14 protein-coding genes are annotated in these 18,069 nt (G+C 72.4%); 7 read left to right on the forward strand and 7 right to left on the reverse strand.

The features are described from left to right. The first annotated feature begins 3 nt into the window (after positions 1-3). From A6A29_RS40325 to A6A29_RS40350, 6 genes are read left to right on the forward strand one after another with little or no spacing between them, the layout of a single operon-like run. Entirely contained in the window at positions 4-2,016 is a 2,013-nt protein-coding gene (locus A6A29_RS40325) for a heparinase II/III family protein (RefSeq protein WP_073728671.1), read from the forward strand. Positions 2,017-2,019: 3 nt separating this feature from the next. Further along, entirely contained in the window at positions 2,020-2,646 is a 627-nt protein-coding gene (locus A6A29_RS40330) for a DUF624 domain-containing protein (RefSeq protein WP_073728673.1), read from the forward strand. Then, complete coding sequence (locus tag A6A29_RS40335; protein ID WP_073728675.1) at positions 2,643-3,725, forward strand: DUF1565 domain-containing protein; 1,083 nt, start codon at positions 2,643-2,645, stop codon at positions 3,723-3,725. Before A6A29_RS40330 ends, A6A29_RS40335 begins: the two co-directional genes overlap by 4 nt. After that, positions 3,722-4,876, forward strand: a complete 1,155-nt coding sequence (locus A6A29_RS40340) for an SGNH/GDSL hydrolase family protein (RefSeq protein WP_073728677.1) — start codon at positions 3,722-3,724, stop codon at positions 4,874-4,876. The genes A6A29_RS40335 and A6A29_RS40340 overlap by 4 nt, the downstream gene beginning before the upstream one ends. A gap of 11 nt (positions 4,877-4,887) precedes the next feature. Continuing rightward, entirely contained in the window at positions 4,888-7,326 is a 2,439-nt protein-coding gene (locus A6A29_RS40345) for a polysaccharide lyase 8 family protein (protein ID WP_073728904.1), read from the forward strand. 4 nt (positions 7,327-7,330) lie between these two features. After that, entirely contained in the window at positions 7,331-8,305 is a 975-nt protein-coding gene (locus tag A6A29_RS40350) for an acetylxylan esterase (protein ID WP_079183237.1), read from the forward strand. Between the two features lie 132 nt (positions 8,306-8,437). Here the strand turns inward: A6A29_RS40350 and A6A29_RS40355 are convergent, their stop codons facing one another. From A6A29_RS40355 to A6A29_RS40375, 5 genes are all read right to left on the reverse strand, one after another. Further along, complete coding sequence (locus A6A29_RS40355; RefSeq protein WP_073728679.1) at positions 8,438-10,738, reverse strand: serine/threonine-protein kinase; 2,301 nt, start codon at positions 10,736-10,738, stop codon at positions 8,438-8,440. 28 nt (positions 10,739-10,766) lie between these two features. Further along, positions 10,767-11,600: an oxygenase MpaB family protein gene (locus tag A6A29_RS40360; RefSeq protein ID WP_338012921.1), complete on the reverse strand. Its 834-nt coding sequence runs from the start codon at positions 11,598-11,600 to the stop codon at positions 10,767-10,769. A 68-nt stretch (positions 11,601-11,668) separates the two neighbouring features. Then, the gene (locus A6A29_RS40365) at positions 11,669-12,859 is read right to left on the reverse strand and encodes an acyl-CoA dehydrogenase family protein (RefSeq protein WP_073728683.1); all 1,191 of its coding nucleotides are present in this window, start codon (positions 12,857-12,859) and stop codon (positions 11,669-11,671) included. 115 nt (positions 12,860-12,974) lie between these two features. Further along, entirely contained in the window at positions 12,975-14,135 is a 1,161-nt protein-coding gene (locus A6A29_RS40370; RefSeq protein ID WP_073728685.1) for a methyltransferase, read from the reverse strand. Between the two features lie 345 nt (positions 14,136-14,480). Further along, positions 14,481-14,699 carry a hypothetical protein gene (locus tag A6A29_RS40375; RefSeq protein WP_073728687.1) on the reverse strand — a complete coding sequence of 73 codons (219 nt, stop codon included), beginning with the start codon at positions 14,697-14,699 and terminating at the stop codon, positions 14,481-14,483. A gap of 368 nt (positions 14,700-15,067) precedes the next feature. Between A6A29_RS40375 and A6A29_RS40380 the strand changes: the two genes are divergently transcribed. Further along, entirely contained in the window at positions 15,068-15,892 is an 825-nt protein-coding gene (locus A6A29_RS40380; protein ID WP_073728689.1) for an endonuclease I family protein, read from the forward strand. A gap of 154 nt (positions 15,893-16,046) precedes the next feature. Here A6A29_RS40380 and glsA read toward each other — a convergent pair whose 3' ends face one another. Together glsA and A6A29_RS40390 are read right to left on the reverse strand one after the other, a co-directional pair. After that, entirely contained in the window at positions 16,047-17,399 is a 1,353-nt protein-coding gene (gene glsA, locus A6A29_RS40385) for a glutaminase A (RefSeq protein WP_073728691.1), read from the reverse strand. A gap of 13 nt (positions 17,400-17,412) precedes the next feature. Further along, positions 17,413-17,982: a hypothetical protein gene (locus A6A29_RS40390; protein ID WP_198953572.1), complete on the reverse strand. Its 570-nt coding sequence runs from the start codon at positions 17,980-17,982 to the stop codon at positions 17,413-17,415. Between the last annotated feature and the right edge of the window lie 87 nt (positions 17,983-18,069).

An 18,069-nucleotide genomic window follows, 5' to 3' on the forward strand; every position in this document is an offset into this window, starting at 1 on the left:
TCCTTGCTGCTCTCGGCGACCCCGCCGCCCGGCCCGCGCCCCGCGCAGGAGACCCGGGTACGGGAGGAGGCGGCCCGGCATCGGGGGCTGACCCCGCCCCGTACGCATCCGTCGGCCAGCATCACCTGGCTGGGCCCCGCGGCGTCCAACCCGGCGCTGGCCTACCGGATCGGCGGGGACCCCGCCGATCTGGCGGAGAGCCGGCGGTGGATCGAGGCGGCGGTGCGGCTGCCGCACTGGGGCAAGGCCCATATGCCCGACCACGATCTCGACGCGGGCTGGCTGCTGCACCACCTCTCGCTCGCCTACCGGTGGATCGGTGAGGATCTGCCGGACGGCGTGCGGGCCCTGCTGCGGTACAAGCTGCTGCTCCAGGGGCGGCGGCTGTACGAGTTCGCGGTGGCGAGCGAGGGCCGCTGGTGGTCGTCGTCGTACTGGCAGAACCACAACTGGATCTGTTACGCGGGCCTGGCGACGGCCGGCTATGTGCTGGGCAAGGAGGAGTGGACCGAGCGCGCCAAGGACAATCTCGGCACGGTCCTGGATCTGATGCCCGAGGACGGTTCGCATGCCGAGGGCGTCGTGTACTGGCGCTACGGGGTGCCGTTCCTCGCGATCCATCTGGATCTCCTCAAGGAGGCCGAGGGCATCGACTGGTGGGGCCGCGGCGGCTTCCTCACCAACACCTTCCGCTACCGGCTGCATCAGACCGCGCCCGGCTTCGCGTTCAACGTCGACCACGGCGACTGCCACGACCGGCGCAGCGGCCACAGCGCCGGGCTCTACTACCGCCTGGCCGCGCAGTACGGCATCCCCGAGGCGCAGTGGATGGGCGATCTGGCCTCGGGGGAACTGCTGTGGGCGGAGGCCGCCGAGAGCGGGGTGCGGCCGGGCATCCTGCCGGAGGCGTACCTGGAATACCTCTGGTACGACCCGTCCGTGACGGCGGCGCGGCCCACCGAGACCCGGGCGTTCTTCCCGGATCTGGGGCTGCTCGCGGCGCGGACCGGCTGGGAGGACGACGCCACGCTGGTGTCGTTCAAGGCGAGCCCCGGCGGTGGTCACAGGGCGTGGGAGACCAGTGAGAAGCACCGTGCGGAGCTGGGCTGGGAGACCCTGAACCAGGGGCATCACCACCCGGACTCGGGCTCGTTCGTGCTGGTCTCGCAGGGCGCGTTCCTCGCCGTGGACGAGGGCTACAGCAACCGCAAGCGGGCCGCTCACCACAATCTGCTGCTGGTGGACGGGCAGGGGTACGCCGACGAGGACCGCTACCACGTCTACAAGGACATCCCGTACGAGCGCCAGGCCCGTCAGCGCGATGTGCTGGTGGACGCGGAGGGCGGGTGGGCGCACTCCACGGCCGAGATCGCCGCGATGTACGACCCCGCTCTGGGGGTGCGGCGCCTGGACCGGACCCTGGTGTTCACCCCGGCGGGCCGGCTCGTGCTGCTCGATCTCGCCGAGGCGGACGAGGAGCGCGCGTGGACGTTCCTGCTCCAGACCGACCGGCCGACCGAGCCGCGGCCGGACGGCGCCCGGCTGATCCGGTCGGGGGCCGCCACCGCCCTCGTACGGCAGTTCGCGCCGCTGGAGGCTGCGGTGACCTGCGAGGTCACCGAAGTGGAGGCCAATCCGACGTCCAGCACGCCGGAGCTGCGCCTCACCCGCACCCTGCACACGCTGCGGTCGACGACCACCCGGTCGTCGGACGGGCTCTTCCTCACCGCGATCGCGCCCGGCGGGACCTGCGCGGCGGAAGAGGTCGTGTGCACGGAAGGGCACGGCGTCGCCTTCCGGCCGGGCGGTGGCGGCGAGGCGGGCGCGGAGGCCGCGGAGACTGTGTTTCTCTCCCCCGTCGCCCGCCGGATCCGGCACGCCACGCTCGCCGCCGACGCGGCGGCCGTCCTGCTCACCGCCGCCGGAGCGCCGTACGTCGTGGCGGCCACCCGGCTGGAACTGGCGGGCCGGGTGCTCCTCGACGTCACCGAGCCGTACACAGGAAAGGTCGGCTGAACCATGCGGGCAACCCTCTCCGCACCGGAGCCCGAGACCCGGTCGTCAGGCTGGCCGACACTGCTGCGCCGCCTGGAGTTCGTGGCGTATCCGGCTGCCGCCGGGGCCGCGTTCGCCGTGCTGGCGTTGGGTGTGGTGACCTGGCTGCCGGCGCTCGCCGCGATGGGGTCCGCCCTGCAGCGGTGGCGTGCTGAGGGGGACAGCCGGTGCTTCACCAACACCTTCACCTCGTTCGGGCGGTACTGGCGCGCGCTGTGGCGGCACGGACTGCTGTCCACCGCCGCCGCGGCGATGCTGGCCGCCAACATCGTCTACTTCCTGGGCCGTTCCGAGCCCTGGACGTTCGTGGTGCTCGCCGCGCAGGTGGGCATCGCGGCCGCGCTCGTCATCCATCACGTGGCGCTCGCCGCCGAGGCCGGCCGGAGTCCGGAGGGTTCCCTCCGGTCCTGGTCGCTCGGCGCGCTGGCGCTCGGCTTCGGGTCTCCCGCCCGGGGCACCGCACTGCTCGGCGCGGTGATCTCCGCCGTGCTGCTGTCCCTCGTCGTACCGCTGGGTCCGCTGCTTCTGGGTCCCAGCATTCCCGTACTGCTCGCTCTGTCCTTCGCTGATCCCAGGAGGCATACCCCATGAGCCGTGTCATGCGCACCACCCTCGCCGCCGCGCTCGCCGCAGGCGTCGCCCCGTTCGCCCTGCCGTCCCCGGCGTCCGCCGCCGAGGCGGCGAGCGCGTACTACGTCTCCCCGTCCGGCAGCGACAGCAACGCCGGTACGTCGGCGGGCGCTCCGCTCGCCACGATCCAGAAGGCCGTGGACCTGGCGCCGACGGGCGCGGTGGTGAACCTCGCCGCCGGTACGTACAAGCAGGACGTGATCACCAAGCGTGCCGGGGTCACCATCACGGGGCCCTCGAACGCGGTGGTCAAGGGTGCGGGCGATGCCCGGATCATCCAGGTCCAGCACGACTCGACGACGCTGAGCGGCTTCACGGTGGACGGGCTGCACGGTTCGTCCACCGAGGTGTCGGGCTATCGCCTGAAGCTCATATATGTCATGAGCACGACTCCCGGTAACGGTGTGGGCGCCCTCCACATCACCGGCATGACCCTCAAGAACGCCGCCGACGAGTGCCTGCGGCTGCGCTATCTCATCACCGGCGCCGAGGTGAACGACAACACCATCACCAACTGCGGTGTCGCCGACTTCAAGTTCGGCGGGGGCGGCAAGAACGGCGAGGGCATCTACCTCGGCACCGCCCCCGAGCAGCAGGGGGCGAACGGCGCCCCCGACGCGGCCGCCGACATCAGCAAGAACAACCGCATCCACCACAACACCATCGCCACCCAGGGCAACGAGTGCGTGGACGTGAAGGAGAACTCGACCAACAACTACGTCGAGTACAACGACTGCAGCGGCCAGAAGGACTCCAGCTCGGGCGGGCTCGACGCCCGCGGCAGCGGCAACATCTTCCGCTACAACACCATTCACGCCAACACGGGCGCCGGCATCCGGCTCGGCGGTGACACCGCCACGGACGGCACCAACACCGGCGTCTACGGCAACACCATCACGGGCAACGCGGGCGGCGGCATCAAGTTCATGCGCACCCCGCAGGCGGACGTCTGCACCAACACCATGAGCGGCAACACCGGCGGCGACTCGGTCGGCACCTACGGCAGCGCGTACAACCCGACCGGCGCGTGCCCCCAGTGACCGGCCGGGGGCCCGCCAGACGCGGGGTACTGACGGCCGCCGCCGGGGCCGCGGGGATGGCCGCCGTGACACTGACAGCGCCCACCGCACAGGCCGCGGAAGAGACGGGTGCGCGCCGCTCCCGCTGGACCACGTCCTGGGCGACCGCGCAGACCGCGCCGACCCCCGCGGACACCGTGGCGAGCGCCGGTCTCACCGACGGCGAGTTCACCGCGGTGCTGCGGCTGTCGGCGGGCGGGCAGGTGCGGCTGCGGTACGGCAACGCCTTCGGCACCGTACCGATCCTGGTGGGTCCGGTGACGGCGGGCGGCCGCCCGGTGACGTTCGCCGGCCGGAGCCGGGCGTGGCTGGCCGCGGGCGCCTCGCTCACCAGTGACACCGTCGAGGGACTGCGGGCGGCGGACGGGGCGAGGCTGACGGTGACGACCCGGCTGCCGGGCCCCACCGGGCCGCTGTCCTTCCACCGCAACACCCATGCGTCGCACACGGTCGACGGCGTCCGCACCACGTCCGTGTTCCTGCTGACCGGCGTCGAGACGACGGGGGCGCGCGGCCCGGTCGTCGCCGTCCTCGGCGACTCCCTCGCGGAGGGCGTCGGCACCCCCGACGACGCCGACCTGCGCTGGCCCGACCAGCTGGCCCGGCGGCTGCCCGGCTCGGCCGTCGCCAACCTCGGGATCAGCGGCAACCGGATGCTGCTGGACGACGCCCGCTTCGGGCCCGGTGGTCAGTCCCGCTTCGACCGCGATGTGCTCTCGCTGCCGGGACTGCGCTCCGTGATCGTGCACCTGGGGATCAACGACCTCCAGCAGCCGCCCAGCCAGAGCGACCCGGCGCTCGTCCTGGCCGGCTACCGGCAACTGGCGTTGCGGGCCCGGGGCGCCGGGCTGCGGATCGTCGGTTGCACCATCACCCCGTTCGAGGGGTGGATCCGCTGGACACCGGAACTGGACACGGTCCGGCAGCAGATCAACCGTGCCGTACGCACGGGCCGGCTCTTCGACGGCGTGGCGGACTTCGACGCCGCGCTGCGCGACCCGGCCCGCCCCTCGCGCCTGCTGTCCGCCTACGACAGCGGTGACGGCCTGCATCCCACCCCCTCCGGCCATGCCGCGCTCGCCGCGGCCGTGGACCGCCGACACCTCCTGTGAGGGCCCGCATCATGAACCGAGGCACCACCCGAGGCACTTCCCCGATCCCCTCCTCCGACACCGCCCGGGGCACCACCCGGCGCACCGTTCTCGCGGGTGCGGCCGCTCTGGGCGCGGTCGCCGCGCTTCCCCTCGTCCTCGGCGGCAGCGCGCAGGCCGCCGCCGGGGACGCGGCGGCGCTCCGCGCCCGCTGGCACACACTGCTGACCGGCGGCCCCGGTCTCGACCAGGGCGACACGCGGATCGCCGCCGCCGTCGCCCGGATCGGCCGGGCCGCGACCACGGCCGCCAAGGGGCTGGACCCCACCCGTACCGACGGCCTGTTCCCCGATCTGACCAGCACCACGCTCTCCAACCACGTCACCACGTCGTTCAAGCGCCTCGCCACGGCCGCGACCGCGTGGGCCGTCCCCGGCACCCCGCAGTACGGCGACACGGCACTGCGCGACCTGCTGCTCGGCGGCATCGACTGGATGCTGACCAACCGTTACGGACCCGAGCACACCCGGTTCGACAACGACTGGGACTGGGAGATCGGCTCCGCACTGGCGCTCAACGACGCGTCGGTGCTGCTGTACGACGTGCTCGGCACCGAGCGGCTGACCCGGATCAACACCGCGGTGCGGCACTACACGCCGGACCCGAACCTCTGGCGGGCCGACCGGCAGATCGCGACCGGCGCCAACCGCGTGTGGATCTCCACCGTCGTCGCCGTCAACGCGGTGCTGCGCGACGACGGCGACGCGCTGGCCCGGGTCCGTGACGCTCTTTCGGACGTCGAGGGTTCGGGTGCCAACAGCGTCCTCGCCTTCAACGGCTCCGGCGACGCGGCGGGCACCGGTGAGGGCTTCTACCCGGACGGCTCGTTCCTCCAGCACTACAAGCACCCGTACAACGGCGGCTACGGCAAGGAGCTGCTCAACAACCTCTCCCGGCTGCTGAACCTGCTCGCCGGTACGGCGTGGAAGGTCACCGACCCCGATCTCGACAACGTCCGCACCTGGGTCGACGACGGTTTCGACCCGCTGATGGCCCGCGGCGACGTGATGGCCTCGGTCTGCGGACGCGAGATCGCCCGCCCCAGCAAGCAGGGCCATGTCTCGGCGCAGACGGTCATCGAGGCGGTGCTGCGGCTGATCCCGAGCTTCCCCGGCGAGAGCGGCGAACGGTTCACCGCGCTGGTCAAGCAGTGGATCGCCGAGGACACCTACCGGGACTTCCTCGCCGTCACCGACCTGGCCTCCCTGGTCGCCGCCCGGAAGGTCATCGACTCCGCCACGCCCGCCCGCGGCCCGCTGGTGGCGCACAAGCAGCACTCCCGGATGGACAAGGCGGCGCACCACAGGCCCTCGTTCGCGCTCGGCATCTCCGCGTACTCGACCCGGATCTACAACTACGAGTCGATCCAGAACGAGAACCTGCGCGCCTGGCACCTCTCCGACGGCATGGTGCTGCTGTACACGGACGACCTCGGGCACTACAGCGAGGACTACTGGCCCACCGTCGACCCGGCCAGGCTGCCCGGCACCACCGTCATCGCGGGCCGGCCGGCGGACGCGGCGGGCCAGCGCACCACCAGCACCGCGGACTGGGCGGGCGGCACCGCGCTGCCCGGGACGACGCTCGGCGCGTACGGCATGGAACTGCGCGCGTTCGGCAGCACCCTGCACGGGCTGAAGAGCTGGTTCTGCCTGGACGATGTCATCGCGTGTGTGGGTTCGGGCATCACCGCGGACGCGGGCCGGGCCGAGACGGTCGTGGAGAACCGCAAACTGCGCGACCCGAAGGCGGCGCTGCTGGTCAACGGCACGGCGGCGCCCACCGACGCAGGCTGGTCGGCACAGCTGGACCGGGTGAAGTGGCTGCATGTCGCCGGGACCGGCGGCTATGTCTTCCCCACGGCCACCACCCTGCGCGGACTGCGCGAGGAGCGCACCGCGACCTGGCGGGAGATCAACCTCAAGTACGGCACGGACACCCCGGTGACCCGCCCGTACCTGACGCTGTGGCAGGACCACGGCACCGCACCGAGCGGTGCGGGCTACTTCTACCTCCAGGCCCCGGCCGCCTCCGCCGAGCGCACGAGGCGGCTGTCGACCGCCCCGCCGCTGAAGCTGGTCGCCGACTCCACCGCCGTGCACGCGGTACGCCGCTGCGCGGACGGCCTGCTCGCCGCCAACTTCTGGACCGCGGGCAAAGCGCAGGAGCTCAAGGCCGACGGTCCGGCCTCGGTGCTCGTGCGCCCGGACGGAAAGACGGTGACCGTGTCGCTGTCCGACCCGACCCAGCTGCGGTCCTCCGTCGTCGTCGAGCTGACCGGGCGGGGCCTGAGGCTCGCCTCGTCCGACCCCGGGATCAGCGCCGCACCCACCGCCGACGGCATCAGGATCACCGCCGACACCGCCGCACACCACGGTGCGACCCTCAACCTCACGCTGAAGAGGAGCTAGACCCTTGCTGTTCGACATGCCCCTGGAGCGGCTGCGCGAATACCGGCCGGAGCCGCAGGAGCCGGCCGACTTCGACGCCTTCTGGGCGAAGACCCTGACCGAGACGGGACGGCACGGCCTCGACGCCGAGTTCGTGCCGTACGACGCCGGCTTCGCGACCGTCGACGTGTTCGACGTGACGTTCCGCGGCTGGGGCTGCCAGCCCGTGAAGGCCTGGCTGATGCTGCCCAAGGTCCGCTCGGGCCCGCTGCCCGCGGTGGTGCAGTACATCGGCTACAACGGCGGGCGCGGCATCCCCTACTCCTGGCTGACCTGGAGCGCGCTCGGCTACGCCCACCTGATCATGGACAACCGGGGCCAGGGCGGTGGCGGCAAGCAGACCGCGGACACCCCGGACATCGGGCCGGACGGGCACGGTTCCTCCTCCCCCGGCTTCCTCACCCGGGGCATCGAGGACCCGTACAAGCACTACTACCGCCGGCTCATCACCGACGCGGTCCGGGCCGTCGACGCGGCGAAGGCCCACGAGGCCGTGGACCCCTCGCGGGTCGCGGTCCTCGGCGGCAGCCAGGGCGGCGGGCTCGCGCTCGCCGTCGCCGGGCTGCGCGACGACCTGGCGGCGGCGGTCGCCGATGTGCCCTTCCTCTGCCACTACCGGCGCGCCTCCCAGATCACGGACGCCGGGCCGTACGCGGAGATCGCCCGCTGGCTCTCGGGGCACCGGTTCCGGGCCGAGGAGGCGATGGAGACCCTGTCGTACTTCGACGGCGTCAACTTCGCGGCGCGGGCGACCGCTCCGGCGTGGTTCTCGGTGGGGCTGATGGACAAGATCTGCCCCTCCTCGACGGTGTTCGCGGCCTATCACCGCTACGCGGGACCGGCCGAGATCGAGGTGTTCACGTACAACGGGCACGAGGGCGGTGCGGAGTACGACCTGCCGCGCAAGCTCGCCGCGCTGCGGGGCGTGTTCGGCCAGTAGGCCGTCCGGCGGGGGCGGGCATCCGGTGGGCGGAACACCTTCGCCGCACCGGACGCCCGCCCCCGCTGCGTGCCGTGCCGTGGTCGGCTCTGCCGAGCGCCGCATGTGGACACCCCGTGGCGCGGCGTCGGCTCAGTGCGGTGGGAGGGCGCCCTGTCCGTGGCGCGCGGCGACCGACCGGTACAGCTCCGCGGCCTCGGCGCCCCGCCCCAGCCGTTCCAGGCAGTGCGCCTCGTCGTTGCGGCTGGCCAGGGCGTCGGGGTGATCCGCGCCCAGGATCCGGTCGCGGGCCTCGGCGACCTGCCGGTAGACGGTGAGCGCGTCCGCCCAGCGGCCCAGCCAGCCCATGCCGACGGCCACCTCGCGGCGGCTGACCAGGGTGTCGGGGTGATCCGGACCCAGGGTCCGCTCCCGGATCGCGCACACGTCGAGCGACTCGACGAGCGCCTCCTCCCAGCGGGCTGCCCGGCCCAGGTTGACGCCGAGTATGTGGCGGGCGCGCAGGGTCTCCGCGTCGGCGGGCCCGTTGATCCTCGTCCGGTCCTCGACCAGGGCACGGTACAGCTCCAGCGCCTCCGTGCCGCGCCCCAGCCTGCCGAGGCTGATGCCCACCTCGTAACGGGCGGCGAGGGTGTCGGGATGGTCGGCGCCGAGCGCGACGGCACGGGCCCGCGCGACGTCCTCGTAGGTACGCAGCGCGTCCTCCCAGCGGCCCAGCTGACCGAGGGTGTACGCCACCTCGTAGAGGGTGACGAGGGTGTCGGGGTGCGCCGCGCCGAGCAGCCGGGCACGCGCGTCCGCCACCTCCCGGGCCATCCGGTGCGCGTCCTCCGGACGTCCGAGCCTGCTGAGGCTGAACGCCAGGTTGTGGCGGCAGCGCAGGGTGTCCGGGTGGTCGGGCCCCATCGAGCGCTCCCTGGACACGAGGACGGCCGCGTACACCTGGTGGGCGTCGAGGTGCCGGCCGAGCTGGCCCAGGACGTACGCGGTCTCCTGACGGGCGGCCAGGGTCTCCGGATGGTCCGGGCCCAGGGTGCGCGCGCGGCCCTCGGCGACCCGGCCGAACTCCCGCAGCGCGTCGGAGGCGCGGCCCGTGCGGCTGAGGGTGAACCCGACCTCGTAGCGGCTGGCGAGCGTGTCGGGGTGATCGGGGCCGAGCACCTGTTCCCGTTCGGCGGCGACCGAGCGGTGGACCCCGCCCGCCTCGTGCCAGTGGCCGCGGCGGCCGAGGTCGATGCCCGCGCGGTGCCGTTCGGCGAGGGTGGCGAGCGATTCGGGCGAGGGAGCGGGGAGGGGGGTCTCGGGGCGGACGGACGGGTGGCCGGACGGACGGGTGGCCGAGGATGTCGGCAGCACGACGCCGGTCGTCCACTGTCCGGTCAGTCCGGCCGTGTGGTCGGGCAGCTGCGGGCCGGGGCGCCCCCCGCCCGCCCTGTGCCCCGTGGTCATGCTGCGGGTCCACGACGGCAGAGCCGGCTGCCGGGCCGCGGACGGGCTGCCCTGCAGCGGGACGGGGGCGTGCGGGTCGGCGGCGTGCAGGGCGGGACGGTCCCGCCCGGACAGGCCCGCGTAGGGCTGTCCGCCGGTGCGCCCGAGGACGATGCGGCGGCGCAGGTCGCCCGCGTCGGTGGGCCGCTCGTCGGGGGTCTTGGCCAGCAGGTCGAGGACGACGCGGTCGAGGAATCCGGGGAGTTCGGCGCGGTGGGTGCGCAGCGGCTGCGGCTGGGTGTCGCGGTGTCCGACCAGGATGGCCCAGGCGTCGTCCAGGTCGAACGGCGGTACGCCGGTGGCGATCTCGTACAGCACGCAGCCCAGCGAGTAGAGGTCGCTGCGGTGGTCGACCTGGCCGCCGCTGATCTGCTCGGGCGACATGTAGTGCGGGGTGCCCATCGCGATGCCGGTGCCGGTGAGACGCGAGGTGAAGCCGATGTCGTGGCCGAGCCGCGCGATGCCGAAGTCGCAGATCTTCACCGTGCCGTCGGCGAGGCGCATGATGTTGGCGGGCTTGAGGTCCCGGTGCACGATGCCCTGCTGATGGGTGTAGCCGAGGGCGTCGGCGACCTGCTCCGCGATGTCGACGACATCCTCGACCGGCAGCGGGTGCTGTGCGTTCCCCTCCAGGAGCTGGCTCAGATTGCTCCCGTCCAGGAGTTCCATGACCAGGAAGAGGACGCCCTCGTGCTCGCCGAAGTCATGGACGACGGTGACGCCCCGGTGCTGGAGCGCGGCGGCCACCCGGGCCTCGCGGCGGAAGCGTTCGCGCAGGATCCGGGTGAAGGACTGATCGTGCTGGGGCCCCAGCGGCTTGAGGCACTTGACGGCGACCTGGCGGCCGAGCGACTCGTCCCGGGCCCGCCACACCTCACCCATGCCCCCGCGCCCGATCACATCGAGCAGCCGGTACCGGCTCTGGATCAGCCTGGTGTCCGCCATCGCCTGCTTCTCGCCCCCGTCGCTCCGCCTACTGCTGCGCCCTCCCCGGCCCGTCCAGTATGGCGGCCTGGCTGCGGAGTTTGTACGGGGTGGGGCGGCTGTCCGGGCCGAGTCGTGCCATCGCCTTCGGAATATGTCCGGGCGGCAGTTGCCGGCGCAGCCTGGCGGAGATGGCCCGCAGCAGGGCGCCGGTGGCGCGCAGACGGCGGTCGACGACGTGCGGGGGCGGCGCTGGTCTGCCGTACAGCTCATGGGCGTACGGAGGCAGCGACTGGTAGGCGAGTGCCGCCACGCGCCGCCAGAGCAGCGCACGCGCCGGGACGAGGAGGGTATGGACGGGCGGCCCGCGGAGAAAGCCGTCGACCGCGAACGCCTCCTCCCCGGCGCGGAGTTCGGGGCGCACCCGGTCGAAGTAGGCGCGAGGTGTGCGGCGGAGGCGGGGACGTGGTCCGGGTCGAGGCCGACGAGGCGCGCCCCCTCGCGGTGTCAGTCGACATAGCGGTCGGCCTGGGCGTCGGTGAGCGGGTAGCCGGAGCGGCGTTCGACCTGGAGGTAGGAGTCGACCTGCGCAGTGCACCCAGAGCAGCAGTCCGGGTTCGTCGATGCCGTAGATCTCGCCGGTCGCCGGGTCGGTGGCCTTGAGGAGGCGGTGTATCTTGCGGACCCGGGCGCCCGCCGCCTCGGCGGCCCCGGTGGTGCCGTAGGTGATGGTGCCGACGAACGAGGCGGTGCGCATCAGCCGGCCCCAGGCGTCCTGGCGGAAGTCGGAATGCTGCATGACGCCCCGGACCGCGCGCGGGTGCAGCGCCTGGAGATACAGGGCCCGCACCCCCGCGACCCACATCATCGGGTCGCCGTGCAGCTGTCAGGTGACCGATCCGGGTCCGAAGAGCCCGGGGTCCGCGTCGTTCGTCCGCTCGTACCTCCCGCTCACCGGCGTACGCGCGGCATTCCGAGGCCGATCCACGAGATGATCTCCCGCTGGATCTCGTTGTTGCCCCCGCCGAAGGTGAAGATGACGGCGGACCGGTAGCCGCGTTCGAGTTCGCCGTGCAGGACCGCGCCCGCCGAGCCCTCCTTGAGCGGCCCCGCCGAGCCGACGATCTCCATCAGCCAGGCGTAGGCGTCGCGGCGGGCCTCGGAGCCGTACACCTTGACGGCCGAGGCGTCCTGCGGGGTGAGGGTGGCGTCCTGGAGCGCGGAGACCATCTGCCAGTTGAGGAGTTTCATCGCGTCGAGCCGGGTGTGGGTGCGGGCGAGCAGGGCCCGGACCCAGCCGAGGTCGATGACACGGCGGCCGTCGGTCAGTTGGGTGTCGGCGGCCCAGCGCTGGACGTTGTGCAGGGCGCGGACGGCCATGGTGCCGTGGGCGGCGAGGGTGACGCGTTCGTGGTTGAGCTGGTTGGTGATGAGGCGCCAGCCCTTGTTCTCCTCGCCGACGCGACGGGAGACGGGGACCTTGATGTTCTCGTAGTAGCTGGCGGTGGTGTCGTGCGAGGCGAGCGTGTTGATCAGGGTGCAGGAGTACCCGGGGTCGTCCGTAGGCACCAGCAGCATGGTGATGCCCTTGTGCGGCGGGGCCCCGGGGTCGGTGCGCACGGCGAGCCAGACCCAGTCGGCGGTGTCGCCGTTGGTGGTCCAGATCTTCTGCCCGTTGACCATGTAGTGGCCGGTGGCCTCGTCTCCCTCGCGGACGGCCCTGGTCCGCAGGGCGGCGAGGTCGGTGCCCGCGTCGGGTTCGCTGTAGCCGATCGCGAAGTCCAGCTCCCCGGCGAGCACCTTGGGCAGGAAGTACTCCTTCTGCTCGTCGGTGCCGAACTGCATGATCGTCGGTCCGACGGTGTTGAGGGCCATCAGCGGCAGCGGTACGCCGGCCTGGGCGGCCTCGTCGAAGAAGATGAACTGTTCCATCGGGGACAGCCCGCGCCCGCCGTACTCGCGGGGCCAGCCGACGCCGAGCCAGCCGTCGGCGCCGAGCCGGCGGATGGTCTCGCGGTAGAAGCGTTTCTGAGCGGCGGGTTCCGCGTAGCGCGCGTAGGCGTTGTCGGGGACCAGGCCGGCGAAGTACGCGCGCAGCTCGGCGCGCAACTGCTGCTGCTCAGGCGTGTATTCGAGGTGCACTGCCCCTCCAGAGTCTCGCGTTCGCGTCGTCCGTGTGCGGCGGCGCACAGAGTAGAACGTGTTGCAAGAATCTGGAAGGGCGACGACCGGAGGGCCGGAAAGCCGTCGTCCGCCGTCAGCGCTTGACGGCGCGCAGGACGACGAACTTCGGGTCACCGGCCACGGTGACGCAGTTGCCGAAGGTCCGGCGCAGCTGGGTGTGGTAGCCGAGATGCCGGTTGCCGACGACCCAGAGTTCACCGCCCTGCCGCAGCGCCGTGCGCGCCGCGTGGAACATGTTCCGGGCGGTGGCGTCGGTGGTGGCCAGATGGGAGTGGAACGGCGGGTTGTTGAGCACCAGGTCCACACTGCCGGGGGCGAGGTCCGCGAGACCGTCGCCGACGATGAAGTCGGCCTTGGCGCCGGCGGGCGTGTTGGCCCGGAAGGTCGCCTCGGCCGACGCGACCGCCTGGTAGGACTCGTCGACGAAGGTGAGTGCCGCGTCGGGATTGGCGAGTGCGGCGGACAGACCGAGGACACCGTTGCCGCAGCCCAGGTCGACGACATGGTCGGGGCCGGTGCGCGCGGGCAGGTGGTTGAGGAAGAAGCGGGTGCCGATGTCGAGGCGTTCGGCGCAGAAGATCCCGGCGTGGTTGGTCACGGTGCGGCCGGACACGGCGCCGACGTCGCCGGGCAGCTCGTAGCGGTACGGCCACGGGCTGCCCGGCGACGAGGTCCGGTCCGGGTCGGGGGTGCAGAAGATCAGCCGTGCCTTCTTCACCGCGAGGGAGGTGCGGGTCGGCCCGAGGATCCGCTCGAAGAGCTTGAGCGTGGAGGTGTGGATCTCCTTGACCATGCCGGTGCCGATCACCACGGTGCCCGCGTGGACGGACGGCGCGAGGCGGTGCAGCTGGTCCTCCAGGAGGGCGAGGCTCTTGGGCACCCTCACCAGCAGCACGTCGATCCGGTCCGGCGGGGCGTCGCGTGCGGACAGCAGCCGCACCCGGTCGGCGTCGGTCCCGTTGCGGGCGAGGTTCGCCAGGGTGGCGCGCTGCGCGAGGTACGAGTCGGTGATCTGTACGGGCCGGTGGTCCGCGAGCACGGCGGTCAGAGCGCCCCAGCGGTCGCCCACGACGACCACCGTGCCGGAGAGGTCGACGGGCGCGGCGGCGTCGGGGTCCTCCAGCTGCCGCAGCAGATACTCATCGGCGGCGTCCCACGCCCGGAACGGGTCGCGCGGGTGCTCGGGGAAGCGGGCGAGATCGAAAGCGCCCTGTGACGTCGTCAAACGGTTCATTGTGCACCCAGGCTAGCCGAGCGCCGGGGAAACCTCCGGGGGCACCCTACGCACCCCGGTCCGTCCGGGCCGCCCCGGCGCCGGTTCACCCGCGTCACCACGCACACCCCGGCGCCGGTTCAGCCCACCACCACGCACACCTCGCCGCCGGTTCAGCCCACCACCACGCACACCTCGCCGCCGGTTCAGCCCACCACCGCGCGCACCTCGGCGCCTGCCCGCATCATCCCGCCGCGCCACCCTCGCGTGGCGCACGCCCGGCGGCGATCGGCGGGGCGGGCCGTCTCCCGGCCCCTCGCACTCCCGGCCGCTCCCCCCGCACTCCCGGCCGCTCCACCGGGCCCGCTACGGAAGCTGCTTGTCGATGGCCGACCGCCCCTCGGCGGCCAGCTTGCGCCGCGCCCACTCCAGCGTCTGCGGTGTCAGATCCCGCCCGGAGGCGAGCACCAGGTCCTCCGCGGACGGCTGGTCGCTCCCGCCCGTGTGCAGAAGACGGTCGGGAGTCACCTCCTGCCACTCGGGCACGGCCGTGGTCACGGATACGGATTCGGGCTCTTCGCTCATGCCGCCTCCTCGTCCTTCCGGCAATTCTCGCGCCGTACGGACGTCACCGCATCCGGGTCGGGAAGCCGCCCGCCGGAGTCGGCTCGGGGCCGGTCATGGCCCAGGCCCCGAACTACTCCCGGAACCCGGCCCGGGTCCGGTCCCGGACCCGCTCCCCGGGCCGGTCGCGGCCCCGCCGAGGCGCCTCGGCGGGGCGGCACGGGCCACCCTCACTTGACCTGCACATGATAGGTACGCAGCGTTCACACAGGTGGCACGGTGCGTGTGGAAGGCTCCCGGCTGACCACACACCACACGACCACCGCGACGCCGTCTCCAACCCAGTGCCGGCGTTCGTGGTGCCCGCGTTTCCGGAGAGGACACCCCACATGTCCCGTCGTCACCTGTTCTACGCGCGTCCACTACTGGCCACCGCGGCCGCCGTCGCCGTGCTCGCGGGCACCGCGGCCGCCGCACCGGCCCAGCCCCGGCCGGACGCAGCGGCCTCGGCGGCCCCGGCCACCACCCTCGACGACACGTACTACCAGGACGCCCTCGGCAAGACCGGCACCGAACTCAAGGGCTCCCTGCACACGATCATCAGCGACCAGACCAAGCTCTCCTACAGCCAGGTGTGGGACGCCCTCAAGGCCACCGACGAGGACCCCGCCAACTCCTCCAACGTCATCCTCCTCTACACCGGGCGCTCCCAGTCCAAGAACGACAACGGCGGCAACACGAACCAGTGGAACCGGGAGCACGTCTGGGCCAAGTCGCACGGCGACTTCGGCACCGCGACCGGCCCGGGCACCGACATCCACCACCTGCGCCCGGCGAACGTGAAGGTCAACTCCACCCGCGGCAACAAGGACTTCGACAACGGCGGGAGCGAGCTCGGCGACGCGCCGGGCAACTACACCGACAGCGACTCCTTCGAACCGCGTGACGCGGTGAAGGGCGATGTCGCCCGGATGATCCTCTACATGGCGGTGCGGTACGAGGGCGACGACTCCTTCGCCGACCTCGAACCCAACGACCGGGTCGGCAACGGCTCCGCCCCGAACATCGGCAAGCTGTCCGTACTGAAGCAGTGGAGCCAGGAAGACCCGCCGGACACCTTCGAACAGCGGCGCAACGACGTCATATTCGACCAGTACCAGCACAACCGGAACCCGTTCATCGACCACCCCGAATGGGTCGAGGCCATCTGGTAGACGGACCGCTCCGGCCACGCTCCCCTACGCGGACGGCAGTCCGGCACGATGTGGCGCGCACCTGAACGCGGGTGCCCTCCCGCGCCACGTCGTGCCACCGCGTCGGGGAGCGTTCCCGGCCGAGCCCCGTCCGCCCGCGCCGCGCCGCCTCCGGTCAGCCGGCCCCCGGCGGTGCGTGTGCGCAGTACTGGACGGCCTGCTCGCGGGAGGCGTAGCGCGGCAGATCCTGGCCGGTGCGCTCCCTGACGAGGTCGGGCGGGCCGAGCCGGTCCGCCGGGTCGACGACAGCCGCGCGCCGGCCGTCGCCCGCGAGGCGGGAGAGCCCGGTGTGCAGCATCGCGAGGGCCACGGAGTCGATGGTGGTGACCTCGCGCAGGTCGAGCACGACGGAACCGGTCCGCTCCGGTCCGGACTCGTCCAGGGCGTACAGCACCCGTTCCGCGGCCGTGAAGTCGAGGGCGCCCTGCGCGGCGACCACCCCCACCCTTTCCCGCAGGGCCCGTTCGCGGTCGTCGGCGGGCGCCGACGGCAGATCGTCGGCGGTGGTGGCGAGGGTGACGGTGGATCCGGGGAGCGCCGGGTTGTTCATCAGATGGAGTCCGAGCCGCCGCGACAGTGCGCCCAGCGCGGCGTGCCCGCGCACCGACGTGCCGGACGCGTCCAGCGGCGGGCTGTAGGTGGCCAGACCGAAACGGGCCGGGCCCGCCGCGATCAGTCCGCCGGACACTCCGCTCTTGGCCGGCAGACCGACCCGCAGCAGCCAGTCGCCGGAGGCGTCGTACATGCCGCAGGTGGCCATGACGGCGAGGACCTGTGCCGCGACCTCGGCCGAGACCACGGTGTCCCCCGTGAGCGGATTGACGCCGCCGTGGGCGAGGGTCGCGGCCATCGTCGCGAGATCGACGGCGGTGGCCCGGACGGCGCACTGCCGGAAGTACGTCTCCACCGCCGCCACCGGGTCGACGGGCAGGGTTCCGGCGCTGCGGATCAGATAGGCGAGCGCCCGGTTGCGGTCCCCGGTCGCCGCCTCGGAGGCGTACACCTCCTCGTCGACGTCGAGACGCCGTCCGGCGAAGCTGCCGAGGCAGTGCAGGATCCGGTCGAACGCGGGCTCGTCGGGGGTGTCGGGGATCAGTGCGGTGGTGACGATGGCGCCTGCGTTGACCATGGCGTTCGCCGGCCGTCCGGTGACCGGTTCCAGGCTGATGGCGTTGAACGCCTCGCCGCTCGGTTCCGCGCTCACCCAGCGGCCTACCTCGTCGAGGCCGAGGACGGACAGGGCGAGCGCGTAGACGAACGGTTTGGAGATCGACTGAAGGGTGAAGGGGATCTCCGCCTCACCCATGCTGTAGCGATGCCCGTCCATGCTGACCAGGGCCAGCCCGAAGGCGTCCGGGTCGGCAAGGGTCAACTTCGGGATGTAGTCGGCCAGTTGTCCCTCGCGTACGCCGATGAACTCGGCGCGCAGTTCCCGCAGGGCATCGGTCACGGCATCGGCGGCGCTCATCCGGGCCCGGCCCTCAGCCGCGCTCGGCCTGGGCGATCCGGGGGAAGGTCTTGATCCCTGCCGCCTTGCGGCTGTGGGCGTGTTCACTGACGGTCCGGTCCGGCGGGGCGTCCTCGAAGCCGAGGACGACGGAGTCGATCACCTTTCCGCCGGCGTCGACGAACTCCACCTTCACCGCGTAGAAAGCGGCCGCGCGGGTGGGGGTGGTGACCCGGACCAGAGCGCTGCGGAACTCCTCGGACCTCGCGACCGGCAACCCGTTCACGGACACGTCCGCGACCGCGTTGCCCCGGCCCTGGACGGCGTCCAGTTCCTCGACGGCCCGCCGCCTGACCCGTTCGGCCTCGGCGGAGACGGAAGCGGCGAAACTCTGCTGGGTGCGGGGGCTCTCCTCGGCGGACGGTGAACCCTCCGGTTCGGGAGTGAGCGTCCGTACGCTCCTGGATGTCCCCTCGCCCGAGGTGCCGGAGCCGCCGCAGGCCGCGGTCCCCGCGAGGATCACCGCGACGAGCACGGCAGGAACCAGGGCGCGGGCGCCGCGATTGCCGCACGGCAACCGCAGCGGAGGACTGTTCGGATTCACGGACGCTCCGTCCAATCGGGAGGATACCCCTGACGACCAATTCGCCCATATTAGGATGAAAAGGTATGAATTGACTCGTTGAATCAC

Origin of the sequence: Streptomyces sp. TSRI0281 (assembly GCF_001905125.1) — a bacterium.
GTDB lineage: Bacteria > Actinomycetota > Actinomycetes > Streptomycetales > Streptomycetaceae > Streptomyces.